Raw genomic sequence first — 26,640 nt, forward strand, 5'->3', positions numbered from 1 at the left:
AGTCAATGGTCGGCCTTGCAGCCGTCATATTCCTTCCATAGCCTTGGCGTCGGTGGATGCTCACGAAGAAAGGCTAAATACATGGCGCGCGTTGCAATTGTAACCGGCGGTACCCGCGGTATCGGCGAAGCGGTTTCGCTGGCTCTGAAGGAACGCGGTCATACCGTCGTTGCGAATTATGCAGGCAATGACGAAAAGGCTGCGGCCTTCACCGAACGCACCGGCATCCCCGCCTACAAGTGGGACGTGGGCGATTTCGAAGCGACGCAGGAAAGCTGTAACCGTATCGCCGCCGAAATCGGCGCGATCGACATCGTCATCAACAATGCCGGCATCACGCGCGACGGCGTGCTCCACAAGATGAGCTTCGACGACTGGAACGACGTCATGCGCGTCAACCTCGGCGGCTGCTTCAACACCGCCAAGGCGACGTTCTCCGGCATGCGCGAACGCGGCTGGGGTCGCATCGTCAACATCGGCTCGATCAACGGACAGGCCGGCCAGTACGGACAGGTCAACTACGCCGCCGCGAAGAGCGGCATCCACGGCTTCACCAAGGCACTTGCCCAGGAAGGCGCGAAGTACGGCGTCACCGTCAATGCCATCGCTCCCGGCTACATCGATACCGACATGGTTGCCGCCGTGCCCGCGCCGGTGCTGGAAAAGATCGTCGCCAAGATCCCGGTCGGACGCCTTGGCAACGCATACGAAATCGCCCGCGGCTGCGCATTCCTGTGCTCGGACAATGCCGGCTTCGTCACCGGATCGACGTTGAGCATCAACGGCGGCCAGCACATGTACTGACGCTGGCGGGCGCGGCAGGCAGGTCCTGCCGCGTCCACCTTGAATTTCATGGCCGAAACGCGTAAAAGCTAACGCAGCAAACGACACTGGCCGCCAATCATCCGGCACCTTCATGTCGATCAGACCCCCGCCGCTGCAACGGTGGGGGTTTTTGCTGTCCGGTTGCCGCGTTTGGGGGACACGCTGCAACGCGTCCCCCATCCGTCACCTACTTCCGGCCCTTCACTTCCACCACCTTCAGGATGAGGGTGGCAAAGGCGAACAGGGCCCCAAGGAAGAGGCACAAGTCAGCAAACGACACTGGCTTTTCCTCCATGGGATCGACGGCGCGAATGCCGCCGCCGACTCTCATAAAGGAAAAATCCTACATGTTCCACATTTGTTCTAGCTAAACGTCAGACCAGTTCGCCCAGCGCGGAGGCATCGAAACCCTTGAGGCCATCAGCGTCGCCACTGCGCACCTTGGCCACCCAGTCGGCATCGCTGATCAGCGCTCGACCGACCGCGACAAGGTCGAACTCGTCACGCTCCATGCGCGCCACCAACTGCTCCAGCCCGACGCTGGACGAGCCTTCGCCGCCGAACGCCGCAAGAAACTCGCCCGACAGGCCGACCGAGCCGACGCTGATCGTGGTCGCCCCGGTCAGCTTCTTGGCCCAGCCTGCGAAGTTGAGGCCGTGTTCGCCGTCGATCTCGGGGAATTCAGGCTCCCAGAAGCGGCGCTGCGAACAATGCAGCACGTCCACGCCCGCATCGACCAGCGGCTGGAGCCAGTCGGCCATCAGATCGGGCGTCTCGGCCAGCCGCGCGGCATAGTCCTGCTGCTTCCACTGGCTGACGCGCAGGATCAGCGGGAAGCCGGGGCCAACCGCATCGCGCACGGCCTTCACCACTTCGGCGGCGAAGCGCGAACGCTCGGCGATGGTGGCGCCGCCAAACCGGTCGGTGCGCTGGTTGGTGCCTGCCCAGAAGAACTGGTCGATGAGGTAGCCATGCGCGCCATGCAGTTCGACCACGTCGAAACCCAGGCGCTTCGCATCGGCGGCGGCGCTGGCAAAGGCGGCGACGGTATCGGCAATGGCTTCCTCGCTCATCGCCTCACCACGCGCTTCTCCGGGCGCGTTGTAACCGGACGGGCTTTCGACCGGAGCCTCAGGCTGCCAGCCGTTAGGGCCGTTCCGGGTCGCGCCGGTGTGCCAGATCTGCGGTCCCATGCGGCCACCCGCGGCGTGGACTTCGTCGATCACCTGCTTCCATCCGGCCAGCGCCGGTTCGCCGTGGAAGAACGGGATGCCCGGATCGTTGCGCGACGCCGGGCGGTCGATCACGGTTCCTTCGGACAGGATCAGGCCGACGCCGCCCTCCGCCCGGCGGCGGTAGTACGCCGCCTGCGCCGCGCCCGGTACACCTTCCGCAGCGAAGGCGCGGGTCATCGGCGCCATGACGATGCGGTTGGGCAGGTCGAGCGAACCGATGCGGAACGGGCGGAACAGGACGTCGGGATCGGTGGTCATGCGGCAGGGGCCTTCCTTGCTAGGGGGAGCCGCTTAGGTATATATTGGATACCTGACGTCAATGAGGCACCTTGCGGTGCGCAAGTATATTCAGGGATACCTTGATGCGCGAATGCCAGCATTTCTCCGTCGATTGCCCCAGCCGGCTGCTTTTCGACCAGATCGCCGACAAGTGGTCGATGATGGTTCTGACCGTGCTGGACGCGGGGCCCATGCGCTTCAACGGCATCAAGCGTCATCTGGAAGGCGTGACGCAGAAGGCGCTCACCCAATGCCTGCGCCGGCTGGAACGCAACGGCCTGCTGGAACGCCGGATCATCCCCGTCTCCCCCATCGGCGTCGAGTACGAGATCACCCCGCTGGGCCGCTCGCTGCAGACGCCGTTCAAGGCGCTCTACACATGGACCAGGGTCAACATGGACGAAGTTGAACAGGCACGGGCGGAATACGACAGGCGTGCGGCGGCGTAGGGCATTGCGAGGCATCCACGCAAGGCGGGTGGGGCCGGCAGGAAAGACGACCGTCCTGCAAGTCTGATCCCGTGATTCCGACACAGGCACCAGTTCCCGCTTGCCCGGGAACGATGGTTCAGGGTGGGGAGGCGAAAGGCAGGAACCGGGAACGAGCAAGCGATAGCTGCCGTCTCGAAACGATCGCGAAGCCGGAGTTTAGATAATATGCTCGCGAATGAAGTCTGTCCGTTCCGCAACTGATGCGAGCGGTAGCGTGACAAGCTCGTAGCCCAAGCCCGAATAGGCATCGATCATCGCGTGGAAAGTGGCTTCGGCCTCCGCCAGCGTCTGCTTTCGCTGAGCGTCATTTTCAAAAATTTCCGGCCAAGGCGGAGCAATGAAGACTCGGCTCGAGTACCGCCGCACTTCGGCCGCGCGAAGCGCGGTCGTCGGCACCGGCAACCCGCATAACCTTAAGTAGCCGATCACGTCGGGGATGCCGCGATCAAAAATGATGGGGCCGGGGCTTCTGAAAGCCTCTCGATAAGACCGCATCTCCCATGCCAGCATCAATGCCGCGAACGCTTCACGATCAGCCCAAGGCAAGGCGGTGCCGCCAACATCCACCTGATCTTGAATAATTGCCCGACCGGCTTCCGGCATGTGGTGTATGCCTTCGGCGGCCAAAGCCTCAATCAGGCTTGTCTTCCCTGATCCGGGACCGCCGGTGATGACGTGAAGATGGTCAGCCATGCTCTATCTCGTCCGGTATTTCAATCGCGGCATCCATGTTGTTCTGGTGCTCGAATAGCGCCAGAGTCTGGATGGCCGCAACGGGGGCGTAACCTGCCGTTCAATCGCCTGACGACAGACAGTAGATGAACAATTCGCAGCGCCGGTGGACGTCCCGCGCCAGCACCTGGCGCGCGCTCCCGTGTTCGCTCGGCCCCTCAGGTCAAAGCATCCCAGCGCCATTTTCCTACATCGCCGCCGCACGGTATGTTCGTGCAGGGTCTTTCACATCGTCGATTCGCGCATGGGCATAGAGCATCGTCGCGCATGCACTTCGTCAACAAGCGCGCGTCAGGCACAAAAAAAGGGCCGCGGTTTCCCGCGACCCGTTTTTTGTAGCCGAAGCTCTGAAAGCGATCAGCGCTTCGAGAACTGGAAGCTGCGGCGTGCCTTGGCACGGCCGTACTTCTTACGCTCGACCACGCGGCTGTCGCGGGTGAGGAAGCCGGCAGCCTTGACCGCGCTGCGCAGGGCAGGCTCGTACTTGGCGAGTGCCTGGGCGATGCCGTGCTTCACGGCGCCGGCCTGGCCCGACAGACCACCACCCTTGACGGTGGCGACGACGTCGTACTGATCTTCGCGACCGGCGACCTGGAAGGTCTGGTTGATCACCAGACGCAGGGTCGGACGGGCGAAGTAGACTTCCTGGTCGCGGCCGTTGACGGTGATCTTGCCCGAGCCGGGCTTGATCCACACGCGGGCGACGGCGTCCTTGCGGCGACCGGTGGCGTAAGCGCGGCCCTGCGCGTCGATCTGCTGTTCGCGCAGCGGCGCGTTCGAGACGGGAGCGGCTGCAACGGTTTCGTCAGCAACGGTCACGTTGCCGGCGATCTCGCCCAGGTCGGACAGGCTCTGCACGGTTTCGTTGTCGGACATTATGCGCCCACCTTGTTCTTGCGGTTCATCGAAGCGACGTCGAGCGCTTCGGGCTGGGTGCCACCGTGCGGGTGCTCGGTGCCGGCGTAGACGTGCAGGGCGCGCATCTGGTCACGGCCGAGCGGGCCACGGGGGATCATGCGCTCGACAGCCTTTTCAAGCACGCGCTCGGGGAAGCGACCGGCGAGAACCTTGTCCGCGGTGACTTCCTTGATGCCGCCGGCGTAACCGGTGTGCTTGTAGTAGGTCTGCTGCTTGAGCTTGTTGCCCGTGAAGCGCACCTTTTCCGCGTTGATGACGACGACGTGGTCGCCGCAATCGACGTGCGGGGTGAAGCTGGGCTTGTGCTTGCCGCGCAGCAGGTCGGCGATGATGACGGCCAGACGGCCTACCACCAGGTTTTCGGCATCGATCAGATGCCACTTCTTCTCCACCTCGGCCGGCTTGATCGACCGGGTGACCTTCGTGAGCGCCTTCATGGCTGGTCATTCCCTATAATTCGAGCGCCAGCCACGGGAGCGAATCCCCTGATAGCGCGGAAGGCGGCCAAATCGTCGAAACAGGCCGCCAAGTCAAGCGGAGCGCGGGTTTTAAGAGAGGTAAAATAATACCGCCTAGATTTACCCCCGTCGCCCCAACGTGTGCGCGCCCCATACGGTAGCCGCTACCAGCAGCGCACCGCAGAGCTGGTGCGCCACCGCGATCCACAGTGTCACGCCCGACCAGACCGTCGCGATGCCCAGCAGAACCTGCGCCCCGAATGCGCAGTGGACCGCCACGGCCACCAGCCGCTCATGCCTGGCCTTCAGCTGCCGCGCCATCACGACCAGCACCGCGACGACGGCCCAAGCCCACCAGCGGTGGATGAAGTGCGTCAGGTACGGATCGTTGACCAGCGCAGAGAAGAGCCCGCGCGCCCATTCGACGCCTTCGGGGAAGAACGTGCCCTGCATCAGCGGCCAGGCGTCCCAGCTCCACCAGCCCGCGCCCGCGACGTAGCCGGCGCGCAGGCCTGCCACCATGGCACCCATGAACAGCTGCAGCGTCAGCATGCCCAGCGCCGCCATGCCGATCCCCGTCAGCCGTGCGCGCTGCTCTCCGCGGCCAAGTGCCCGCAGATCAAGCGCGGTCCAGACCAGTCCGCCCAGCGTGAACAGCGCCACCAACAGGTGCGCGGCAAGGCGAAAATGGCTGACGCGGTCCAGCGCTTCTGCGCTGAGGCCCGAGGAGACCATCCACCAGCCGACCACGCCCTGCAGCCCGCCCAGCGCCAGCAGCGCCACCAGCCGGTGCTTGTAGCCGCCGGGGATCGTGCGCCGCAGCCAGAACCACACCAGCGGCAGCGCAAAGACCAGCCCGATGGTCCGCGCCAGCAGGCGGTGGAACCATTCCCAGAAATAGATGAACTTGTACTGCGCCAGCGTCATCCCCGCCGGGCCGTTGACGTCGAGGTACTGCGGGATTTGCTTGTAGCGGTCGAACTCGGCCTGCCACTGCGCGTCCGTCAGCGGCGGGATGGCGCCGGTCAGCGGTTTCCACTGCGTGATGGACAGCCCCGATTCGGTCAGGCGGGTGATGCCGCCCACCGCCACGATCAGGACCACCAGAACCGCTACGATCAGCAGCCATCGCACCATCGGTGCAATATCGTCGCTCGTCCCGATGATCGGGCGGCCGTCGTTCACTCTCATGCCTGTGCTTCTTCCGTCATGGCCGCATTCCCTGCGATTTCATGGCAGTTAACGCAAGAGCAACATCGACGGCCCGTGCCCTGCGGGAGTCCTGAAAAGCAGCAGCGAGACAATTTGTCATATCACAGACCTTGATATATGATACAACGTTACATAATTGGCGTGTCATGCGTACTGCCCTCCTTGCGATTCGTAACCGCCTCGACCGTGCCGGCATCATCCTGAGCGGTCTGTGCGCGGTGCATTGCATCCTCGGCGTGGTGCTGGTCGGCGTGCTGGGCATCGGCGGTGAAGCGTTGCTTTCCCCCAGTATCCACCGCATCGGGCTGGCACTGGCACTGGTGGTGGGCATTGTCTCGCTGGGCTTCGGTGTGCTGCGCCATGGCCGGGTGGCGCCGCTGGCGATCGGCGCTTCTGGCCTCACACTGATGGGCGTGGCGCTGCTGGTCGATCACGGCATCGAAGAGACGGTGCTGACGATTGCGGGCGTCGCCCTTGTCGCCATCGCGCACATTCGGAACTTGCACGGCGCCTGTTGAGCGCTATTTCGCAGCGCATGGCTGCCGAAATCCTGCTTACCGTAAACGGCGAACCGCGCCGCATTGCCGCCGGTTCCAGCATCGCCGACCTTGTCGCGCAGATCGGGCTCGATCCCAAAAAGGTCGCGGTCGAACACAATGCCGAGATCGCGCCGCGCTCCACACTGGCTGCAGTCTTGCTGGCCGAGGGTGACGTTCTGGAGATCGTGCACTTCGTCGGCGGCGGCTGAACTGGCTACGCTACTCGCCCTATCCTGAATTTCGCTCCCGAAAGGACGCGCTTTGACCGATCTTCCTGCCGATACCTGGACCCCGGACACCTGGACCGTAGCTGGCCGCACGTTCACTTCGCGCCTGATCGTGGGCACCGGGAAGTACAAGGACTTCGCGCAGAATGCCGCCGCCGTCGCAGCGTCAGGCGCGGAAATCGTCACGGTGGCGGTGCGCCGGGTCAACGTGTCGGACCCCAAGGCGCCGATGCTGACCGACTTCATCGACCCGAAGAAGATCACCTACCTGCCCAACACCGCCGGCTGCTTCACTGCCGAGGATGCCATCCGCACGCTGCGGCTGGCGCGCGAGGCGGGCGGCTGGGATCTGGTGAAGCTGGAAGTGCTCGGCGAGGCCCGCACCCTTTACCCCGACATGCGTGAGACACTGAAGGCGACAGAAATTCTGGCGAACGAAGGCTTCCTGCCGATGGTCTACTGCGTGGACGATCCTATCGCGGCGAAGCAGCTGGAAGATGCGGGCGCCGTCGCGGTGATGCCGCTGGGCGCGCCGATCGGCTCAGGCCTGGGTATCCAGAACAAGGTGACGGTGCGGCTGATCGTCGAAGGCGCCAAGGTGCCGGTGCTGGTCGATGCGGGCGTAGGCACCGCTTCGGAAGCTGCCGTGGCGATGGAATTGGGCTGCGACGGCGTGCTGATGAACACCGCCATCGCAGAAGCCAAAAATCCGGTGCGCATGGCCCGCGCCATGAAGCTGGCGGTGGAGGGCGGACGCCATGCCTACCTTTCCGGTCGCATGGGCCAGCGCCGCTACGCCGACCCGTCCAGCCCGCTTGCAGGGCTGATCTGAATCAAGCTCAGGCCTTTACCCAAAACCTGCAGGAAACTGCGCATACAAACCTTTGCAACGTAAACCGTCCAGAAAGGATGGATGTGGTTATCTGCGACTCGTGACGGGGATCATCCCGTCACGACAAGGACAACCACGATGGGCCACGCAGGTACGGCTAGTCTGACGATCAACGAGCTTCGCGAATTCGCGAGCTTCACTTCCAGCGAGCAGCGCTACATCCGGCGCAGCCTCGATATCGGGCTCGGTCGCCAGGATGCCTTCAAGCTGTGGGCGCGCGACGAGAACGAGCTGGCATCGATCCGCAGGCAGTACGTTGCGTACCACGATCTGAAGCCGCTGCGCGCCATGCGCCCGGACGATTACGGGTTCGAGGACGTCGATGCCTTCATGGGCAAGCTGGTCCGAATGGCCGCCTTCGACCTTGCTCAGGAAAGGATCGAGAGCTTCTCGGCATTCCGCTTCCTGTACGAACGGCTGCTTGGCGCATGGTCGCGCCCGTGGCTGCCGGGCGCCTTCTGCGGTGCCGCCGCGCTGCCGCAGATCCGCCCGGACCGCCGCCGCACGCTGCTGCATTCGATCAGCGAAGCCGCCGCCACCGCGCCGGCCTGGTCCGACCGCGAACCCAGCTTCTACCCCGAGTTCATCGAGAAGGAAGCGGCGTAACCCATCTTCACCGTCGTCTCGGCCTTGCTCCGGGACGACGATGTCACGCCGGTTCCGCCACCCGGTTCCGGGCCCGCGCCTTCGCTGCCAGATCGTGGACATAGTCCAGCTTGACGACGATCGCGTCGGACAGGTGGAAGGGATATAGGTCCGGCTGCCCCATCGACCGATTGATCGCGTTCATCGCGAACGACAGTGGCCCCATCGCATCTGCCAGCGCGCGGGTGTCGGCAGTGTAGGGGTCGAAGTTCAGTTCCACTTCCAGCCCTGCGCCGTCCCCCGGCAGCGCCGCCAGCGACAGGTCGAAGCCGCCCGCCGTCGCCAGCACATCGACGATGTGCAGGTAATGCGCGAAAGTCTCGGCGAAATCCTCCCATGGGTGCGACGTGGCGTAGAAGCTGACGAAATCGTCGGTCCAGATCTTCGATCCGTCATCGTTGTAGTGCGCCTGAAGCGCCTGCTGGTAGTCGATCCGCTCATCCCCGAACACCGCGCGGAATGCTTCCAATTCCGCCGCGTCCGTCTCCACCAGCCGCGACCAGTAGTGGTGTCCCACTTCATGCCGGAAATGGCCCAGCAGGGTGCGGTAAGGCTCGCCCATCGCATGGCGCATCCGTTCGCGCTCGGCGTCATCGGCCTCGATCAGGTTGAGCGTGATGACGCCGCCATCATGACCGGTGTAGATCTGCGGCGTTCCCGCCTGCTCCGCCGCAGCATCGTAAAGGAAATCGAATGCCAGACCCTGCAGGCCGGGCTGTTCCTCCATCTTCGTTTCCAGCGGCAAGCCCAGCTTCATCAGCGTGTGGAACAGCCGCCGCTTGGCCGCCTCGATCTTGGCCCAGCGCGGCGGCACCGAGGGTTCGGTCAGGTCGGGGATGGTGCGGTTGTGCCGGCAGGCGCGGCACATCGGCGTGGTGTCGTCCTGCTCCACCAGCCAATTGCAGATCTGGTAGTCGTTGTTGTTGGCGCAGACGACGACATCGGCGATCCCGCCCTGCCCGTCCCGCCACACGGTTGCCCCATCAGCCAGAAAGCGGAAGGCGTCGATCTGCGGATCGTAGCCCAGAGTGGCCTGGCAGTTGGGGCAGACGCGGACTTCGAAATGGTTGAGGCGGCGGCAGTTGGGGCACGGAAAGGCACGCATGGCGCACTCGCTGTCGTTGACGTTTGCCCGGTCAACGCGGGAACGGACGGTCTGTTTCCCGGCCGTTTCCTTGCCGTTACGACCGGTACAGCGCGTCCAGCCGCGTTCCGTACCGCTCCTTCAGCTTGTGGCGGCGGATCTTGAGGCTGGGCGTCATCTCCTCGTTCTCGATCGAGAACGGTTCGTCCGCGAAGGCGTACTGGCGCACCTTCTCGATCACCGAAAGGTCGGCGTTGACCCGGTCGATCGCGGCGCGCAGCGTGGTGCGAAAGGCAGGCAGATCCTGTAGCTTGCCGAAATCGAACGTCTCGCCGTTGTCGCGCGCCCATTGCAGCGCCCAGTCGGCATCGGGCACGATCAGGCCGACGATGTAGGGCCTGCGGTCGCCGTAGACCATCGCCTGCGCGATCTCCGGCTGCAGGGTCAGCATCGATTCGACCTTCTGCGGAGAGACGTTGTCGCCCTTGTCATTGACGATCATGTCCTTCTTGCGGTCGGTGATGGCGATGCGTCCGCGTTCGTCGATGTGGCCGATGTCGCCGGTGTGCAGCCAGCCGCCCTTGAGCACGTTGTGCGTCGCCGCCTCGTTCTGCCAGTAGCCCGACATGACCAGTTCGCCGCGCACGAGGATTTCGCCATCATCGGCGATCTTCACCTCGACCCCGCGCATCGGCGGGCCGACGGTGTCGAACTTCACGCCCGCAGCGGGACGGTTGCAACTGATGATGGGACCGGATTCGGTCTGGCCGTAGCCCTGCAGCAGGGTCAGCCCCATCGCATCGAAGAACACGCCGATCTCGGGGTTCAGGGGGGCGCCGCCCGATACCAGCGCCTTCATCCGGCCACCGAAGCGCGCCCGGATCTTGGGCCGCAGTGTGCGCTCGATCACGAGGTCGAGCGGATAGTCCAGCAGCCCACGCCTGCCGTTGAGGCGACGCAGGCCCCCGCCGACCGCCCAATCCATCAGCCGGCTGGCGACTGCGCCCTGCTTCTCGATCTGCTTCATGATGCGCGTGCGCAGCACCTCGAACAGGCGCGGCACCACCACCATCACGGTCGGGCGCACTTCCTCGATATTGGCGGCCAGCTTGTCCAGCCCTTCGGAATAATAGATCTGCCCGCCCAGCCCGATCGGCAACCACTGTCCGCCGGTATGCTCGTAAGCGTGGCTCAGCGGCAGGAACGAGAGGAATATCTCGCGCTTTTCCGGCCCCTTGTCCCAGCCGAAATCCTCGTCGATGATCTGTGCGGCGCCAGCCACGTTGGACAGCAGCATGCCATGATGCTGGCGCACGCCGCGCGGCGCGCCTCCGGTGCCGCTGGTGTAGATGATGCAGGCCAGGTCCGCCCGACCGATCCCGGCGATGCGGGCGGTCACTTCGGTGCGCGCCGCAGCAGGATCGCCCAAGAGCAGATCGTCCCACTTATGCGTTTCATACGTGCCGCCCTGCAGCGGCCCCAGCGCTTCCATGCCCACGACATGCCGGCACATATCGGTCTGCACGATGGCCGGAAGCAGCGCCTTGCCCAGCTTTGCGCTGGAGACGACCGCTGCCCGCGCGCCCGAGTTTTCCAGAATGTGGATGTGGTCGCGCGTGGTGTTGGTGGTGTAGGTAGGCACGGTGACGCAGCCCGCAGCCATGATGGCAAGGTCCGCCAGGCACCATTCGGGGCGGTTTTCCGAGACGATCAGCACCCGTTCGCCATCGCGCAGCCCCATGCGGCGCAGCGATGCGGCGATCAGGCACACCCGGCGCGCCGCTTCAGCCCAGCTGATCGCGTGCCACTGCCCGTCGCGCTTGGCCCAGAGCATCGGCGCCTCACCCAACGCATCGGCACGGGACAGGAACAGCGCAACCATGTTGGCGGCGCGGTCGAAATCGGCAATCTGCATGGCGGCCACCGGTATCCCCTAAGTCTTCATGTCGTGCTGAAACGTGTAGGTATGCAGGCCGGTTGCCACAAGCGTGCTGCGGGAGCGCGGCACTCCGGCTCCATTTATTAGCCTCAGGCCGTGCCGACAGCCTCCGCGATGGATGAAAAGCCGTCGCGCCGCATCCGCAGCAGCAGGCCGCGGTTGATGGCCTTGGCGATGCCCGGCCCTTCGTAGACCATGGCGCTGTAAAGCTGCACCAGGCTGGCCCCTGCGCGAATGCGGGCCCAGGCGTCCTGCGCATCGGCGATGCCGCCTACGCCCACCAGCGGCACCGCGCCGCCGGTCGCCTTGCGAAAATCGCGCAGGCGCTGCTGCGCCAGATCACGCAGCGGCGCGCCGGACAGGCCACCCGTCTCGTCGCGATAACGCGAGGCCAGCGACGGACGCGAGATGGTGGTGTTGGACACGATCAGCGCACCCAGCCGCTTGTCGATGGCGATGCGGGAAATGGCGTCGATGTCCGCCGTTTCCAGATCGGGCGCCACCTTGAGGAACACCGGCGGGCGGCGGCCTTCGCCGCATGCCGCGTCACGCGCCTCGATCACCGCGTCCAGCAGGCCGGTGAGCGCCGATTCGTCCTGCAACGCGCGCAGGCCCGGCGTGTTGGGGCTGGAGATGTTCACCGCCAGATAGCCCGCCAGCGGCGCCATCCGTCGCGCCATGACCGCATAGTCGGCAACGCGGTCGGCGGAATCCTTGTTGGCACCGATGTTGATGCCGACGACCCCAAGCCGGGCGACTCGGGCTTGCAGCCGCGCGTGGGCAGCGTCGGCACCGCCGTTGTTGAAGCCCATGCGGTTAATCACCGCGCGATCCTCCACCAGCCGGAACAGGCGCGGGCGCGGATTGCCCGCCTGTGGCAGCGGCGTGATGGAGCCGACTTCCGCAAAACCGAAGCCCAGACCCAACAGCGCGTCGGGCACCTCGCCATCCTTGTCGAAGCCTGCGGCCATCCCCACCGGGCCGGGAAATGCCATTCCGGCAACGGTCGTGGCCAAGGCCGGATCGATGTCACGCGGCGGACGATTGCCGGAAAGCCGCAACGCCGTCAGCGCAAGGCCATGAGCCTTCTCGGCTTCGATTCGGAAAAGGGCGGGTCGGATCAGGGAATAGAGCACAAGTCCGCATAACGCCGTGGGAGGTGTTGCTCAAACGCTTCTTATTGCTGCAATGCGAGATGAAATCGACAATTGGGTACCGCACTAGCTGGCACCGACCTGCGAACGTGTCGCGTTTATACAATAAATGACGCCGTACCGCGCATACACCCGGCCTGCGACCCGAAGGGCTCGTAGCCGATTGCGCTCGAGTTCTTTATAAACTTAATGGCGGTTCCTGATTGCGATCGGGGACCGCCTTTTTTCTCTGCGTGATCGCATTGGTCCCATACAGGACGAATTGCGCAAGAAAATTTCCATCGCTTGTGAAAGTTTTGCGACGAGCTATGGACCCGCAGCGATGAATCGCTCGTACACGCGAAAAGGGCTGAACACGGGCATTGAATCCCGGCGCGCCCTGCACTAGGTGCAAATCGGAATAAATTGATCCGATTTAAACACAGGAATCCGAAAGCCCGCTCATGCGCCTGTCCAGCATGACAGATTATGCTGTTGTCATAATGTCCGCTGCGGCGCGACATTGCGGCACGTGCTCGCTCATAGAGCAGGCGGGCGGCCCGTATTCCGGCAATAGCCGGGCGCGCGTGTCCGCCAGCCAGCTGGCCGAAGAAACCGGACTGCCTGCGCCGACGGTGCAGAAGCTGGTGAGCAAGCTGTCCGCAGCCGGACTGATGCGCTCGTCGCGCGGCGTCGGTGGGGGCTTGCGACTCGCACGTCCCCCGGCGACGATCTCGCTGGCGGACATCGTCGAAGCGGTGGAAGGGCCGATTGCGCTCACCACATGCGTCGATCGCAGCAAAAGCGACTGCACGCTGGATTCCTGCTGCAACGTCAAAGGCCACTGGCCGCAAGTGAATGCGGCCGTGCGCGGAGCGCTCGCCCAGGTGGCGCTGACCCAGCTCGTCGAGGAAGTTTGAGATGACCGAAGAAACCCTCCCCCTCGCGCCAGAACGCGAAGTTCCCGAGCGCGATCAGGCCGCACGCGAGGCAGCTGCCCGCGTCGCCGAGTATGAGCACGGCTGGTCGTCTGACATCGAGCAGGAATACGGCCCCAAGGGCCTGTCCGAAGACACCATCCGCTTCATCTCGGCCAAGAAGGACGAGCCGGAATGGATGCTCGACTGGCGCCTGAAGGCTTATGCCAGGTGGCTGGAGATGACTCCGCCGGACTGGGCCAAGCTGGACGTGCCGCCTATCGACTACCAGGAAGCCTACTACTGGGCCGCACCCAAGAAGAAGGACGCGCTTGGCAGCCTTGACGAAGTCGATCCCGAAATCCTGCGCGTCTATGAAAAGCTGGGCATTCCGCTGGAGGAGCAGAAAGTGCTCGCCGGCGTCGAAGGCGCGCGCAAGGTCGCGGTGGACGCGGTGTTCGATTCGGTTTCGGTCGCCACCACCTTCCGTAAGGAGCTGGAGCAGGCGGGCGTCATCTTCCGCTCCATCTCCGAAGCGATCCGCGAATTTCCCGATCTGGTGAAGAAGTGGCTGGGCCGCGTGGTGCCGGTCCATGACAACTACTTCGCAGCGCTGAACTGTGCGGTCTTCTCGGACGGCACCTTCGTCTACATCCCCGAAGGCGTCCGCTGCCCGATGGAACTGAGCACCTATTTCCGCATCAACGCGGAAAACACCGGACAGTTCGAACGCACGCTGATCGTCGCAGAAAAGGGCAGCTACGTCTCCTACCTTGAGGGCTGCACCGCCCCCATGCGCGACGAGAACCAGCTTCACGCTGCGGTCGTCGAACTGGTCGCGATGGACGATGCGGAGATCAAGTATTCCACCGTCCAGAACTGGTATCCCGGCGATGCCAACGGGAAGGGCGGCATCTACAACTTCGTCACCAAGCGCGGGTTGTGCCAGGGCGCGCGGTCGAAGATCAGCTGGACTCAGGTGGAAACCGGCTCTGCGGTGACGTGGAAGTACCCCAGCTGCGTCCTCAACGGCGAGGATTCGGTGGGCGAGTTCTACTCGGTGGCCGTCACCAACAACTACCAGCAGGCCGATACCGGCACCAAGATGATCCACAACGGCAAAGGCAGCCGCTCCACGATCATCTCGAAGGGCATTTCTGCGGGCAAGAGCAACAACACCTATCGCGGCCTCGTGCGCGTGGGCGCCAATGCCGACGGTGTGCGCAACTTTACCCAATGCGATTCGCTGCTGCTCGGCAAGGAGTGCGGCGCGCATACGGTGCCCTACATCGAAGTGCGCAATCCCAGCGCCCAGATCGAGCATGAGGCGACCACCAGCAAGATCAGCGACGACCAGCTGTTCTACGCCATGCAGCGCGGCCTCGACACCGAGCAGGCGGTGGCGCTGATCGTCAACGGCTTTGCCAAGGAAGTGCTGCAACAGCTGCCGATGGAGTTCGCGGTTGAGGCGCAGAAACTGCTGGGGATCTCGCTTGAAGGTTCGGTGGGATAGTGCCAGCCCGCCCCTTTTGCCCCCGTCACTCTGAACTCGTTTCAGGGTCCATCGGGCAGCGTAGGCCGACGGTTGGCTTCACCAGCCGCCCGGTCGGCTCGCTGCGGCAGGCCACCGCGCAAGAGGCACAATGGACCCTGAAACAAGTTCAGGGTGACAAGAAAAACGTAAAGATACGAAGGACTACACCATGACCGCCGCCCGCAAGACCCTGGGCATCAGTCGCGCGACAAGCGCGCCCAAGGATGCCAAGGCCAGCTTCGCCCTCACCGGTGCGCGGCTGGATACGCTGAAGGAACGCGCGCGCGACCAGCGCCGCAATCCCACCGAAGCGCAAAAGGCGCTGTGGACGCAGCTTTCCGGCTCGAAGCTGGGCGGCGTGAAGTTCATCCGCCAGTCGGTGGTCGGCTCGACGATCGTCGATTTCGCCTGCCCTTCGCGCTGGATCGTGGTCCAGATCAGCGCCGAGGATTCAAACGCCGACGTCAACGAGCTGCAGGACCGCAAGCTGATCGAAGTCGGCATTCGCGTGCTGCGCTTCTCGGAAGAGGAAGTGATCGGCAACGTCGATACCGTCGTCCGCGAGATCAACACCGAAATCAACGTACCGTTCGACAAGCGCTCGGCACGCCGCAAGGCTAAGTTTGCTAATGGAGAAACGGCATGAACCTCTCCTCAGCGGCAAAATGCCTCATCCTTTTCACAGCGGTCACTTGCGCCGGAACATCTGTTTACGCCGCCTCTCAGGCTAATGCCGGAGTGAAAAAAACCGTAGAAATCAATATGGCGAGCGACGGGCCGCCGGTGCTGGAAAAAGCAATAATGCCTTATGCAAAATGCCTCGATACCTGGGCATTCAAGGCCGTTGGCGCTTTTGAGACGCTGGCTCCAAAGATGGATTTCCGGAATGGGCCAGTAGATTGCACTGCCGAACGCGCCCAAGTCGTAGCAGACGGCATGCTCGCGCTAGCTGAAACAGTTCCGGATGAAACCGAACGCAAAAAGCTTGTGCGGGATGAACTGTTGTCCCTCGATACGATCACTCTCTCCGCCTTGGTGTGGGCATCTAAAGACCTAGTGGTGAACCAATGACTATGCTCAAGATCGATAACCTCCAGGCCAACGTCGCCGACAAGCCGATCCTGAAAGGTCTGTCGCTCACCATCAACCCCGGCGAGATCCACGCGATCATGGGGCCGAACGGCGCGGGCAAATCGACGCTAGGCTACACGCTGGGCGGTCGTCCTGGCTATGAGGTGACCGGCGGCTCGGTGGACTTCGCAGGCGTCGATCTGCTCGAACTCGAACCGCATGAACGTGCCGCTGCGGGCCTGTTCCTGGGTTTCCAGTACCCGGTCGAGATCCCCGGCGTCTCCTTCGTTCAGTTCCTGCGCGAAGCGGCCAACGCCCAGCGCAAGGGCCGGGGAGAGGAACCGCTGTCGGGCGGCGAATTCCTGAAGCTCGCGAAGGAAAAGGCCGGCCTGCTGCGCATGGACATGGACATGCTCAAGCGTCCGGTGAACGTCGGCTTCTCGGGCGGCGAAAAGAAGCGCGCCGAGATGGTGCAGATGGGCATCCTCAACCCCAAGCTGGCGATCCTCGACGAAACCGACTCGGGCCTCGACATCGACGCGCTCCGCATCTGCGGCGAAGGCATCAACGCGATCATGCGCGCGCCCGACAAGGCCGTGCTGCTTATCACGCACTATCAGCGCCTGCTGGATTACGTGAAGCCAGACTTCGTCCACGTCCTCGCCGCCGGGCGCATCGTCAAGTCGGGCGGTCCCGACCTTGCCCTGCGCCTTGAGGAAGAGGGCTACGAAGCGGTGGTGCAGGAAGCGGCATGAACGTCGAACTGGCCCTCCCCTCACGTAGGCATGAGGATTTCCGCTACTCCGACATCGCGGCGCTGGAGACCGTCTGGCCGATCGTGACCGAGGAAATCGCGGTTGCCGATGGCGCGGAAGACTCGCTCCAGATCGTCGAAACCGGTGCCGACCCCGTCGCCCGCCATATCTCCATCACGCTCGGCAAGGGCGCGAAGTTCGACTTGCGGGTGCTGACCGCCGGCCCGGCTTATGGCCGCATTGCGGTGGACGTGCGGCTGGGCGAAGGGGCTGACTTCACGCTGGGCGCAGCGCAGCTTGCCACTGGCGAGGAGACGCTGGAAATCGTCACCGAAGTCACGCACGCGGGGCTGAACGCCACGTCCGAGCAGATCGTGCGCACCGTGCTGGCCGGCAAGTCGGTCGGCACGTACCTCGGCCGCATCGCGGTGGAGCGCGGCGCTGACGGCACCGACGCCGAGCAATCCGTGCGCGCCATGCTGCTGGAGCGCACGGCCACCGCCAATGCGCGCCCGGAACTGGAAATCTACGCCGACGACGTCAAGGCCGCGCACGGCTGCGCCGTCGGCGAACTGGACGCGCAGGGCCTGTTCTACCTGATGAGCCGCGGCCTTACCCCGCCGCAGGCCAAGCGCCTGATGCTCCAGGCCTTCATCGCCGAAGCCTTCACCGGCGCCCCCGGCGAGGAAGAACTGAGTACGGCAGCGCTGGCCCGACTGGAGGCGATCCTGTGACACTGGATACCGCAGAACTCGTCCTGAAAGACCAGTTTCCCGGTCTGGCGGGCGACTGGCACTACCTCGACACCGCCGCCACCTCGCAGAAGCCGCAGGTCGTGATCGACGCAACCGTCGCGGCGATGGGCGAGAAGTACGCGACCGTGCATCGCGGCGTCTATGCCCGCTCCGCCGACATGACGCTGGCGTTCGAGGCGGCCCGCCGCCGCGTTGCCGCTTTCATGAACGCGGACGAGGACGAAATCGTCTTCACCCGCGGGGCGACCGAATCGATCAACCTCGTCGCGCAGAGCTGGGCCGCCAACACGCTCAAGCCCGGCGACCGCATCCTTGTCTCGATGCTGGAGCACCACTCCAACATCGTGCCCTGGCAGCTGCTGCGCAATGGCGTCGAAATCGACGTCTGCCCGCTGACCGCCGATGGCCGCATCGACCTCGACGCCGCCGAACGCATCCTGACGCCCGCGCACAAGTTGGTCGCTTTCGCTCACGTATCCAATGTGCTGGGCAGTGTGCTCCACGTGGAACATGCGGCGAAGCTGGCCCATGCAGTCGGCGCCAAGCTGCTGATCGACGGGTGTCAGGCCGCGCCGCGCCTTGCGCTGGATATGACGGCGTTCGGCTGCGATTTCTACGCGTTCTCCGCTCACAAGCTCTATGGCCCAACCGGGATCGGCGTGCTGTGGGCGCGCAAAGAAATTCTCGATACGATGCCGCCGTGGCAGGGGGGCGGCTCGATGATCGACAAAGTCAGCTTCGAAGGCACCACTTACGCCCCCGCACCGCAGCGGTTCGAGGCAGGCACGCCCAACATCGTCGAAGCCATCGGCATGGCAGCGGCGATGGACTGGCTGTCCGACATCGGCCTCGACCGCGCCGAAAAGCATGAGCGCGATCTGGCCACCCGGCTGCGTACCGAACTGCGCAAGCGCAACGACGTGACCCTGTTCGGCCCGGACGATTCGCTGGGCATCGTCAGTTTTGCGCTCGACGGGGTGCATCCGCATGACCTCGGCACCATATTGGACGAAGAAGGCGTGGCGATCCGTGCCGGGCATCACTGCGCACAGCCGCTGATGGAGCATCTTGGCGTACCGGCGACGGCGCGCGCCAGCTTTGGCCTCTACAGCGACGAAAGCGATATCGAGGCGCTCCTGAAAGGGATCGAGCGCACCAGGAGAATTTTTGGATGAGCGATCAGAAGCAGACCTTCACGGTCGAGGAAGTCGAAGCGGCCCCCCCCGCTCCGCGCGCCCGCGTGGACGATGCCGCTCCGCCTGCGGAAGAGCGCAAGCGTGACTATCTCGACGGGTTCCTTGCCGAAAAGCCCAAGGATCAGGATCCGACCGGCCCGGGTGGCGATCTCTACGAAGGCGTGATCGATGCGCTGAAGGAGATCTTCGACCCGGAAATCCCGGTCAACATCTACGATCTGGGCCTGATCTACGGCGTCGATGTTTCTCCCGAAGCGTCGGTGGCGGTGACGATGACGCTGACCACCCCGCATTGCCCGGTTGCCGAATCGATGCCGGGCGAAGTGGAACTGCGCGTGGCTTCGGTTCCCGGCGTGCGCGATTGCGAAGTCAGCCTCGTCTGGGATCCGCCGTGGGACATGGCCAAGATGTCCGACGAGGCGAAGCTGGAACTGGGGATGCTGTGAGCCAGACCCTCTCCCCTGCCCTGTCGATTGCAAAGGCCGACTTCGCCGATCCTGCCGACGCGGCGGCGATCGTGGCGATGCTCGACATCTATGCGCGCGATCCGATGGGCGGGGGTGAGCCGCTCTCCGATGACGTGCGCCAGCGACTGGTGCCGGCGCTTTCGCAAGTGCCCGGCGCCTTCGTCGTGCTTGCGCGCATCGACGGCGAGGCGGTGGGCATCGCCAACTGCTTCACCGGCTTTTCGACATTCGCCGCCCGCCCGCTGGTCAACATCCATGACATGGCCGTGGCCCCTGCCCATCGCGGCAAGGGTATCGCCCGCGCCCTGTTCGCCGCGATTGAAGCCGAAGCGCGCATGCTTGGCGCCTGCAAGATCACGCTCGAAGTGCTGAGCGGCAACGAACGCGCCAAGGCGCTTTATGCGTCGTTGGGCTACGGCGACTACCAGCTCGACCCCGAGGCCGGACACGCGCTGTTCTGGCAGAAGAGGCTCTCATGACCGACATCACTACCAAGACCCGTCCGGCCCGCCCCGCCGCCGTCATCCTGACGCCGAATGCGGAGGCCCGCATCGCCAGGCTGATGGCCGAAGCGCCTGAAAACGCCATCGGGGTGAAGCTCTCCACCCCGCGGCGCGGCTGTTCGGGCCTCGCCTACTCGGTCGATTACGTCACCGAAGAAGCCAGGTTCGACGAGAAGATCGAGACGCCCGGCGGCCTGTTCTACATCGACAGCGCTTCGGTGCTTTATCTGGTGGGCAGCACGATGGACTGGGTGGAAGACGATTTCACCGCCGGTTTCGTGTTCAACAACCCCAACGCCAAGGGCGCGTGCGGGTGCGGGGAAAGCTTCACGGTCTGATGTGCTGGTCGTCCCGGACTCGATCCGGGGCGACACGCTCAATTCTTCGGGAACAGCGCCAGCAGTTCGCCCAGCTGATCGTGCGCCTCACGCTCCTGCGCCGGGTCGCTGTGGCCGATGCGCACGACGGTGAGCAACTGGTCCGGCGATCCGATCACGAACTGGCCGTAATCGCCAAGGCATGCGAAGACGTTCTTCCCCGCCGATCCCGGCCAGAGCCGCGCGCCGTCGCCAGCCTCGCCGCGGTTGAGCCATACCCCCGCGCCATAGCCCGGTTCTCGTGGCGAGGATTCCAGCATGAACTGCACCCAGCGGCGCGGCAGGATCTGTGCGCCGCCGACGGAGCCGGTGTGGCGCAGGAATTCGCCCAGATTGCCCCATTCGCGCGCGGTCATGGCAATCATGCCCGAGCCGATCATAGTCCCGGCCCGGTCGTAGCCGACGATGGCCGATCCCAAGCCGATGGGCGCCAGCACGCGGTTGCGCAGGTATTCGTTGACCGCAACCTGCCGCCGCATCGGATCGCGGTCGGGGGACAACACGCGCGCCGCCAGGTCAGACAGGATCACCGCGCTGGCCGACGAATGCTCGAACACCTTGCCTGCCGGGGCTTCCAGCGGCTGCGCTTCGGCGTAGGAGGCCATGTCGTCCCGGCCGTCGAGGAACAGCATCCGCATGCGGTCCGATTCGCCTTCGACGGTGCCGGCCCCCGCCCCCGTCATTTCGACGTGGCGCAGGCCCGAGCGCATCTGGAGCAACTGCTTGAGGGTGATGACCCCGCGCGGGTCGCCGGGGCGCTGCCATTCTGGGACGGGGACGGATTCGCCCAGCCGCAGGCGACCGTCGCTGACCAGTTGGCCGATCATCAGCGCGGTCACGCACTGGCCTGCGCTCCAGCCGGGCAGGCGCGATTCGCGTTTTATCCCGGCGCCATAGCGTTCGACGATGACCGAGCCGCGCTTGAACACCACCAGAGCATCGGTCTTGCCGACCTTCTCCTCGTCGAACAGGCGATCGACGGTGCGCGCCAGCGATTCGCGCGGAGCGCCGCCGCCGTTGCGGATGGCTGCCTGCGCCTCTGCGCTGGGCGGCGGGGGTCCGTCCGACGTGCCCGAACCGCAGCCTGCGAGCAGGGGTAGCGGGGCAAGCATGGCGAGGATAAGGGGAAGGCGGCGCACCGACATGGTGCCGCAGGTCATGTGCGAGGCGTTGGAGAATGGCAATATCCGGGCAATCCGGACCGGGGGACAATGGCGCAACGGGCGCCGTCTATCCCACCCGGCAACCCTCTCGCTGGAAACGCAACCTGATCCTGCTGCTGGTGGTGGCGCTTGTGTTGTGGCTGGGGTGGATGTGGCGATCGCTGCGTGAAGAGGCGCTCGTGGGCGCGGCATTCGGTGCGCGCGTGGGCTGCGTGTGCCGGTTCGTATCGCAGCGTTCGCTGGGCACATGCACAGGCGATCTGAAAGTGGCCGGGCTGACCGGGGCGGCGCGCTGGGTGTCGCTTTCGGAGGATGCGGAGAGGCACGCCATCCGCGCCTCGGTGCCGTTGCTGGCGCAGCAGAGCGCCGATTTCGACCCGCGCCGGGGTTGCCGGCTGGAGCCGTGGCCGAACTGAGGACGCCCTCGGCTCGGCGCGGAACGGCACCAAGTTGATGACATACATGCGCGGGGGCCGTTTCCATGAAGGACACGGCGCGGCGGATTTCGACGATGTGAAAGACCCGTCACGAAGGTAGCAGGCCGCGCGCTTGTAGGAAAATCGAACCGCGCCGGCGAAGCGGCTGCTTACTGCCGGACCGGGTCGGTCAGCCGCGCCATGATGGCCGCCACGTAGGCCTTCGTTTCGCGGATGTTGGGAATGCCGCCCGCCTTCAGCACGCGCGCGGGACCGGCGTTGTAGGCCGCCAGCGCCTTTTCGATGTTGCCGCCGAACGCGTCCAGCTGCATGCGCAGATAGCGCGCGCCGCCTTCGAGGTTGGCGGTTGGATCGGCCGGGTTCACCCCCATCTGCGCCGCCGTGCCGGGCATCAGCTGCGCCAGTCCCCGCGCGCCCACGGGCGACACGGCCCGTTCGTTCCAGCGGCTTTCCTGCCAGACCACCGCTTCGAGCAGGGCCGGGCTGATGTCGTACTTTGCAGCAAGCACCGCCACCCGATCGCGCCAGCGGGTGGGCCCGGCAGCGTCGAGCGCCTGGGTGATCGACTGAGGGTGCAGGCCGGCATCGACCTCCAGCGGAGCGTCCTCGACCTGCCCGGGCACGTCCGAAATCGGCGGGACTGCCGCAACCGGCCCCCCCGCGATCCATTCATGGCCACCGGCGCCGATCTGCATGACATCCGCCCGCGCCGTACCCGGCAGGACCATGCCGACGAACAGAGCGCAAAGCGCCAGAACCCGCATCGATTCGATGTCCCTCACCATGGGGCGCTCCTACCGCATCGCCGCTTGCGAGTCACACACGGCCCTCATCCCCGGCAATGCGGCAGGCGCAGGTCACTTGGTGCCCAGCGCCGTGCGGATGGCGCGCCAGGACAGCAGCTTGAAGTTTTGCGCCTTGGGGGCGTTGTTGCCGTCCTGCGCGACGAAAAGACCCTCGGGATACTGCGGACCGAAATCGCCCAGGATCACCTCGATGCCGTCGGTGTCGCTGGTGCCGCCGATCGCGCCGCCATCGACGCGGAAGCGGCCCGCGGACCTGCCGGTGGCAAGGTCGAACAGCACGTAGGCATTGTCGCCCTGACTGGACGCGACCAGCCACGAGCGGCCATCGGCGTGGGCCACGGCAAGCCCTTCGATGTCGTCGACCAGACCGTCCGCCTCGCCCACGCGGGCAAAGGACTGCGCGGTCAGCGCGGTGCCCGAAAGCGGCACCTTCCAGATCGCCACGTCCTCTTCGGCGACGTAGAGCGTGCGGGTGGCGTCATCGACCACGCAGCCTTCGGACTGGGTGGCGAACTTCACGTCGCGCAGGTGTTCGGGGACGATCCTGCCCGCCTTTTCCACCAGCCTGCTTTCCGCGACGGTCCCGTCCTTGAGCACGACATAGGCGCGCGCCAGTTCGCCTGCTGCAAGCGGTGCGCCCATGCAGAAGCCATAGGCCTCGGCAGGGGCATGGCCGCGCGGCAGGAACGTCTCGGTGCCCAGCACCGTCAGCTTGCCGGCGGTGCCGTCGAGGCTGAACAGCGCGATGCGCGGCTCTGCCCTGTCGGTGCGGTCGCTGGCGCCTACCAGAATCCGGCTGGCCCCGCCGGCAAGGCGCACTTCGCGCAGGTCTGCGTTATTGAGCGCACCGGCGGGAGAGAAATCCTTCACGCTGCCATCAAGCGCGTAGACGTAGAGGCCCGCCTTCTTGTCCGTGCCCAGGATCAGGCTGGCGGCGGGATTGGCGGCATTGCGCCAGATCGCCGGATCGTCCGCCGCATCGGCGTTGCCGGTGCCCACCGGGGTCGTCTCTCCCTGTGCCGGGATCGCGACTGCGGGGTAATAGGGGCGCGGCGGCGCTGGCGGAGTGGAACCGGCGGTCGTTCCAGCAGTGGCGCAGGCGGAAAGCAGGAAGGCCGGGAGCAATGCTCCCGACCCCAGCTTCACGGCGTCGGCCCTGATCCGGGCTGCGGTCGTGACGATGCGCTTCATCAGAAGCTCATCCTTGCGCCGAACTTCACGGTCGAGCCGTATTCCTCGTACTGCAGCAGGCGCTGGGCGCCGGCAAAGTTCTGATAGGCGTAAAACTTCGCGTTGTTGACGTTCACCCAGTCCGCAAAGAGGCGGATGTTCTCGGTCAGCTTGTACTTGGCCGAGAGGTCCAGCTGGAAGTGCCGGTTGACGATGCGGTCGGTTTCGGGCGCATCGCCCAGCTCGTCGAGGTACTTGTCGCGGAAGGTGCCGGCGGCGCGCAGGCTGATCGGACCCTTCTCGTAGCCGAGCACCACGTTGAAGGTGTTCTTCGACGCATTGGGCAGGTTGAAGCGGCGGGCCACGCCGTCATCGTCCAGCGCCGTGCCGCGCGCGTAAGTGTAGGTGTAGTTCAACTGGGTCAGCAGGCCATCGAAGGGCGAAGGCAGCATCGAGAAGACCTGGCTGTAGCTGACTTCGACGCCCGCGATTTCCGCCTTGTCGCCATTCATCGGCATGCGCAATTCGGTGTATTCCACGCCGTTGAAAACGCCTTCCTCAGTGGAGAACGCCGAGTAGGTGTAATCCTTCACCGACTTGTAGAAACCGCCGACGGTGAATGCGCCGTTTTTCGCAAAGTAGTATTCGAACCCGGCGTCGAAGTTCCACGCCTGATAGGGCTTCAACTCGGGGTTGCCGAACTCGGCCTCGCCGTCCTCGTTGATGGAATAGCGCGGCGCCAGCTGGCCCAGCTTGGGGCGCACCACCGTCTTGTACCCGGCAAAGCGCGCAACAAGGTTCTGCTGCGGGCTGTAGCGCAGCGTCAGGCTTGGCAGCCAGTTGGTGTAGCTGCGCTTGTAGGTGACCGGCGACACGTCGATCACGGTATCGCCATCATCGTTCTCGGACACGGCGACGAGGTTGCCCTCCATCCTGTTGCGCGTGTGCTCCATGCGCACGCCGCCGATCACGCGCAGGGTGGCCGAATCCCAGCGACCCAGCAGGTAGGCGGCGGTGATGTCTTCCTTGACCTGATAGTCCGTGGTCGAGCTGTCGAGCAGGCTGTTCTCGGGGTCGATCTCGAAGCCGTCACGGTCGGCCAGATAGAAATCGGCCGGGCCGCGCTTGCTTGCCACCGGCCCCATGTCGAGCAGGCGATAGGTCTGCTTGCCCGGCACGTCGGCCAGCGTCAGGTCGCCGTCGTAGTCGTTGAAGCGGCTCATGTTGAAGTCGTAGGACTTGGTGCGCCAGCGGGCCTTGGCACCGGCCTGAACGGTGAAGTCGCCGTTGTCGCCCGCGAACGTGCGCGCCAGATCGGCCTTCGCCGCCCATTCCTCGTCCTGGCTGTCGGACAGAGTGGTCAGTTCAAGCCGGTCGAAGACATAGTTCGAGGCATCGTTCAGCACGCTGCCGCCGCGCGAAGCGGAGTAGGTGGGGAAGTAGCGCCCGCTGTTGTCGACGTTGACGGCGACGCCCGAATCGTTCTCGAACTCTCCGGTGAAGCGCATCGGGTCGAGCGAGAAGGTCTCCTTCTCCGTCGACTTGGCATAGCTGGCCTGCCAGTTGAACTTCCACACGCCGGTGTCGGTATCGCTGCCGATCGAGACCGAGCGGATGCGCTGGCGCTCGAAACGGTCCTTGTGGTCGCGCTCCACGGTCAGCTTGTCGCCGTCGTCGAGGTCGGCGGTGTCGAAGCCGACGGTCGATCCATCCGCGGTCGCCAGATCGCCGAAATCGCTGAAGTCGAAGGTCGTGCGGCGGCGATATTCATGGTCGTCGAACTGCGACCAGTTGCCACGGACATAGGCCTTGGTCGTGTCCGACACGCGCCAGTCGAACGACAGCGCCGCGTTGATGCGGGTGCGTTCCACGTCGTAGTCGCGGTATTCCAGCGTCTCGCCATAGACCGCGCCCTGGTCGTTCTCGGTCCAGTCGGCCATCTCGACGTTGTCGGTCTCGAACTTGCGCTTGTAGTAGCTGACCGAGCCGGCGACGCCGAAATCGTCGCCGATCTTCTGCGTGAAGTCGAACGAACCCTTGGGCGTCAGCTTGTTGGAATAGTCGTTCCAGCTGCCCTCGGCGCTGATGTTGTAGCGGTTCTTCTTGCTGTCGAACGCGCTGGTGGTGTGGATTTCCACCGAGGCGCCGATGAAGTCGCCGTCCATGTCGGGGGTGAAGCTCTTCTTCACCTCGATCGATTCGATGGTGTCGGAGGAGATGACGTCCAGCGCGACCGAGCGGCTTTCCGATTCCGGCGCGGGCAGGCGCACGCCGTTCACCGAAGTGCCGTTGAGGTCCGGGTCGAGGCCGCGCACCGAAACGTAGCGGCCTTCGCCCTGGTCGTTGAGGATGTTGAGGCCGGGCAGGCGGCGCAGCGATTCGGCCACGTTCTGGTCGGGGAACTGGCCGACCGCGTCGCGGGTCAGCACCGATTCGACGCCGTCCGCGGCCTTCTGGCGCGACAGGGCGCTGGTCAGGTTCGCGGTCTGGCCGGTGACGAGGATGTCGCCGCCGCCGATCGCGGGCAGGTCGAAGCTGCCGTCGATCCGGCCCGTCGCGGGCACGGTCACCGACTGCGTGGTCACTTCCGCGCCGACATAGCGGGCTTCGAGCGTGTAAGTGCCCGCCGGAACATCGCCGAAGACATACGAACCGGCGCGGTCCGTCTCGACCTCGCGGTTCAGTTCGACGATGCGCACGGTCGCCGACTGCAGAGCGCGGGTGCCGGTGGCATCATTGACGTGACCGGCGACTTCGCCAGCGTGAGCGAGCGTGGCGAACGAAGCCGAGGCAAGCAGCCCGGCGACGCACTTGAGCGAGCGGTTCATGAGTGAATATGATCCCTGTTAAGACGTTATGTGTCCTCAGGGGCGCCCCTAG

30 protein-coding genes are annotated in these 26,640 nt (G+C 64.7%); 17 read left to right on the plus strand and 13 right to left on the minus strand.

Annotated features, from left to right (window positions below):
- The first annotated feature begins 81 nt into the window (after positions 1–81).
- Positions 82–804 carry an acetoacetyl-CoA reductase gene (gene phbB, locus GGR40_RS08585; protein WP_429275810.1) on the plus strand — a complete coding sequence of 241 codons (723 nt, stop codon included), beginning with the start codon at positions 82–84 and terminating at the stop codon, positions 802–804.
- Between the two features lie 208 nt (positions 805–1,012).
- Here the strand turns inward: phbB and GGR40_RS08590 are convergent, their stop codons facing one another.
- Together GGR40_RS08590 and GGR40_RS08595 are read right to left on the minus strand one after the other, a co-directional pair.
- Complete coding sequence (locus GGR40_RS08590; RefSeq protein ID WP_429275811.1) at positions 1,013–1,156, minus strand: hypothetical protein; 144 nt, start codon at positions 1,154–1,156, stop codon at positions 1,013–1,015.
- Positions 1,157–1,199: 43 nt separating this feature from the next.
- A complete protein-coding gene (locus GGR40_RS08595) occupies positions 1,200–2,318 on the minus strand; it encodes an NADH:flavin oxidoreductase (RefSeq protein WP_429275812.1) in 1,119 nt (372 codons plus the stop codon).
- A gap of 104 nt (positions 2,319–2,422) precedes the next feature.
- Between GGR40_RS08595 and GGR40_RS08600 the strand changes: the two genes are divergently transcribed.
- Complete coding sequence (locus GGR40_RS08600) at positions 2,423–2,788, plus strand: winged helix-turn-helix transcriptional regulator (protein WP_429275813.1); 366 nt, start codon at positions 2,423–2,425, stop codon at positions 2,786–2,788.
- A 198-nt stretch (positions 2,789–2,986) separates the two neighbouring features.
- Here the strand turns inward: GGR40_RS08600 and GGR40_RS08605 are convergent, their stop codons facing one another.
- The 4 genes from GGR40_RS08605 to GGR40_RS08620 form a co-directional block, all read right to left on the minus strand.
- The gene (locus tag GGR40_RS08605; protein WP_429275814.1) at positions 2,987–3,523 is read right to left on the minus strand and encodes an AAA family ATPase; all 537 of its coding nucleotides are present in this window, start codon (positions 3,521–3,523) and stop codon (positions 2,987–2,989) included.
- 396 nt (positions 3,524–3,919) lie between these two features.
- The gene (gene rpsI, locus GGR40_RS08610) at positions 3,920–4,438 is read right to left on the minus strand and encodes a 30S ribosomal protein S9 (protein WP_429275815.1); all 519 of its coding nucleotides are present in this window, start codon (positions 4,436–4,438) and stop codon (positions 3,920–3,922) included.
- Positions 4,438–4,917, minus strand: coding sequence for a 50S ribosomal protein L13 (rplM, locus tag GGR40_RS08615; RefSeq protein ID WP_103099462.1), 480 nt, complete (start codon positions 4,915–4,917; stop codon positions 4,438–4,440). The genes rpsI and rplM overlap by 1 nt, the downstream gene beginning before the upstream one ends.
- Before the next feature lie 141 nt (positions 4,918–5,058).
- Positions 5,059–6,129: a COX15/CtaA family protein gene (locus GGR40_RS08620; protein WP_429275816.1), complete on the minus strand. Its 1,071-nt coding sequence runs from the start codon at positions 6,127–6,129 to the stop codon at positions 5,059–5,061.
- A 167-nt stretch (positions 6,130–6,296) separates the two neighbouring features.
- On the opposite strand from GGR40_RS08620, the gene GGR40_RS08625 reads away from it, so the two are divergent.
- The 4 genes from GGR40_RS08625 to GGR40_RS08640 all read left to right on the plus strand — a co-directional run bounded on the left by GGR40_RS08625 (position 6,297) and on the right by GGR40_RS08640 (position 8,414).
- Entirely contained in the window at positions 6,297–6,668 is a 372-nt protein-coding gene (locus GGR40_RS08625; RefSeq protein WP_429275817.1) for a MerC domain-containing protein, read from the plus strand.
- 17 nt (positions 6,669–6,685) lie between these two features.
- The gene (thiS, locus tag GGR40_RS08630) at positions 6,686–6,898 is read left to right on the plus strand and encodes a sulfur carrier protein ThiS (RefSeq protein WP_429275818.1); all 213 of its coding nucleotides are present in this window, start codon (positions 6,686–6,688) and stop codon (positions 6,896–6,898) included.
- Positions 6,899–6,950: 52 nt separating this feature from the next.
- The gene (locus GGR40_RS08635; protein ID WP_429275819.1) at positions 6,951–7,748 is read left to right on the plus strand and encodes a thiazole synthase; all 798 of its coding nucleotides are present in this window, start codon (positions 6,951–6,953) and stop codon (positions 7,746–7,748) included.
- A gap of 138 nt (positions 7,749–7,886) precedes the next feature.
- A complete protein-coding gene (locus tag GGR40_RS08640) occupies positions 7,887–8,414 on the plus strand; it encodes a hypothetical protein (protein ID WP_429275820.1) in 528 nt (175 codons plus the stop codon).
- Between the two features lie 43 nt (positions 8,415–8,457).
- Here GGR40_RS08640 and GGR40_RS08645 read toward each other — a convergent pair whose 3' ends face one another.
- From GGR40_RS08645 to GGR40_RS08655, 3 genes are all read right to left on the minus strand, one after another.
- Positions 8,458–9,558 (minus strand): zinc-binding metallopeptidase family protein, encoded by a 1,101-nt coding sequence (locus tag GGR40_RS08645; RefSeq protein ID WP_429275821.1) that lies wholly within the window; start codon positions 9,556–9,558, stop codon positions 8,458–8,460.
- A 76-nt stretch (positions 9,559–9,634) separates the two neighbouring features.
- Positions 9,635–11,452, minus strand: coding sequence for an AMP-dependent synthetase/ligase (locus GGR40_RS08650; RefSeq protein ID WP_429275977.1), 1,818 nt, complete (start codon positions 11,450–11,452; stop codon positions 9,635–9,637).
- Between the two features lie 113 nt (positions 11,453–11,565).
- Complete coding sequence (locus tag GGR40_RS08655; protein ID WP_429275822.1) at positions 11,566–12,612, minus strand: quinone-dependent dihydroorotate dehydrogenase; 1,047 nt, start codon at positions 12,610–12,612, stop codon at positions 11,566–11,568.
- Between the two features lie 461 nt (positions 12,613–13,073).
- On the opposite strand from GGR40_RS08655, the gene GGR40_RS08660 reads away from it, so the two are divergent.
- From GGR40_RS08660 to GGR40_RS08705, 10 genes are all read left to right on the plus strand, one after another.
- Positions 13,074–13,529 carry an RrF2 family transcriptional regulator gene (locus GGR40_RS08660; RefSeq protein ID WP_429275823.1) on the plus strand — a complete coding sequence of 152 codons (456 nt, stop codon included), beginning with the start codon at positions 13,074–13,076 and terminating at the stop codon, positions 13,527–13,529.
- 1 nt (position 13,530) lies between these two features.
- A complete protein-coding gene (gene sufB, locus GGR40_RS08665) occupies positions 13,531–15,039 on the plus strand; it encodes a Fe-S cluster assembly protein SufB (protein WP_429275824.1) in 1,509 nt (502 codons plus the stop codon).
- A gap of 190 nt (positions 15,040–15,229) precedes the next feature.
- Positions 15,230–15,706 (plus strand): endonuclease domain-containing protein, encoded by a 477-nt coding sequence (locus GGR40_RS08670; RefSeq protein ID WP_429275825.1) that lies wholly within the window; start codon positions 15,230–15,232, stop codon positions 15,704–15,706.
- A complete protein-coding gene (locus GGR40_RS08675; protein WP_429275826.1) occupies positions 15,703–16,131 on the plus strand; it encodes a hypothetical protein in 429 nt (142 codons plus the stop codon). Before GGR40_RS08670 ends, GGR40_RS08675 begins: the two co-directional genes overlap by 4 nt.
- A gap of 2 nt (positions 16,132–16,133) precedes the next feature.
- Positions 16,134–16,886, plus strand: coding sequence for a Fe-S cluster assembly ATPase SufC (sufC, locus tag GGR40_RS08680; RefSeq protein ID WP_429275978.1), 753 nt, complete (start codon positions 16,134–16,136; stop codon positions 16,884–16,886).
- Positions 16,883–17,620, plus strand: coding sequence for a SufD family Fe-S cluster assembly protein (locus GGR40_RS08685; RefSeq protein WP_429275827.1), 738 nt, complete (start codon positions 16,883–16,885; stop codon positions 17,618–17,620). The genes sufC and GGR40_RS08685 overlap by 4 nt, the downstream gene beginning before the upstream one ends.
- Positions 17,617–18,816 (plus strand): aminotransferase class V-fold PLP-dependent enzyme, encoded by a 1,200-nt coding sequence (locus tag GGR40_RS08690; RefSeq protein WP_429275828.1) that lies wholly within the window; start codon positions 17,617–17,619, stop codon positions 18,814–18,816. The genes GGR40_RS08685 and GGR40_RS08690 overlap by 4 nt, the downstream gene beginning before the upstream one ends.
- Positions 18,813–19,283: an SUF system Fe-S cluster assembly protein gene (locus tag GGR40_RS08695; protein WP_429275829.1), complete on the plus strand. Its 471-nt coding sequence runs from the start codon at positions 18,813–18,815 to the stop codon at positions 19,281–19,283. The genes GGR40_RS08690 and GGR40_RS08695 overlap by 4 nt, the downstream gene beginning before the upstream one ends.
- Positions 19,280–19,783, plus strand: coding sequence for a GNAT family N-acetyltransferase (locus GGR40_RS08700; protein WP_429275830.1), 504 nt, complete (start codon positions 19,280–19,282; stop codon positions 19,781–19,783). The genes GGR40_RS08695 and GGR40_RS08700 overlap by 4 nt, the downstream gene beginning before the upstream one ends.
- Entirely contained in the window at positions 19,780–20,145 is a 366-nt protein-coding gene (locus GGR40_RS08705; protein ID WP_429275831.1) for a HesB/IscA family protein, read from the plus strand. The genes GGR40_RS08700 and GGR40_RS08705 overlap by 4 nt, the downstream gene beginning before the upstream one ends.
- A 38-nt stretch (positions 20,146–20,183) precedes the next feature.
- Here the strand turns inward: GGR40_RS08705 and GGR40_RS08710 are convergent, their stop codons facing one another.
- Positions 20,184–21,329 carry a serine hydrolase domain-containing protein gene (locus GGR40_RS08710; protein ID WP_429275979.1) on the minus strand — a complete coding sequence of 382 codons (1,146 nt, stop codon included), beginning with the start codon at positions 21,327–21,329 and terminating at the stop codon, positions 20,184–20,186.
- A gap of 32 nt (positions 21,330–21,361) precedes the next feature.
- On the opposite strand from GGR40_RS08710, the gene GGR40_RS08715 reads away from it, so the two are divergent.
- Positions 21,362–21,763 carry a hypothetical protein gene (locus GGR40_RS08715; RefSeq protein ID WP_429275832.1) on the plus strand — a complete coding sequence of 134 codons (402 nt, stop codon included), beginning with the start codon at positions 21,362–21,364 and terminating at the stop codon, positions 21,761–21,763.
- 170 nt (positions 21,764–21,933) lie between these two features.
- Here the strand turns inward: GGR40_RS08715 and GGR40_RS08720 are convergent, their stop codons facing one another.
- The 3 genes from GGR40_RS08720 to GGR40_RS08730 all read right to left on the minus strand — a co-directional run bounded on the left by GGR40_RS08720 (position 21,934) and on the right by GGR40_RS08730 (position 26,588).
- Complete coding sequence (locus tag GGR40_RS08720; RefSeq protein ID WP_429275833.1) at positions 21,934–22,569, minus strand: lytic transglycosylase domain-containing protein; 636 nt, start codon at positions 22,567–22,569, stop codon at positions 21,934–21,936.
- A gap of 72 nt (positions 22,570–22,641) precedes the next feature.
- Positions 22,642–23,781 (minus strand): phytase, encoded by a 1,140-nt coding sequence (locus GGR40_RS08725; protein ID WP_429275834.1) that lies wholly within the window; start codon positions 23,779–23,781, stop codon positions 22,642–22,644.
- Positions 23,781–26,588: a TonB-dependent receptor gene (locus GGR40_RS08730; RefSeq protein ID WP_429275835.1), complete on the minus strand. Its 2,808-nt coding sequence runs from the start codon at positions 26,586–26,588 to the stop codon at positions 23,781–23,783. The genes GGR40_RS08725 and GGR40_RS08730 overlap by 1 nt, the downstream gene beginning before the upstream one ends.
- Between the last annotated feature and the right edge of the window lie 52 nt (positions 26,589–26,640).

Source organism: Novosphingobium gossypii (assembly GCF_050433305.1).
GTDB classification, from domain to species: Bacteria; Pseudomonadota; Alphaproteobacteria; order Sphingomonadales; family Sphingomonadaceae; genus Novosphingobium; species Novosphingobium gossypii.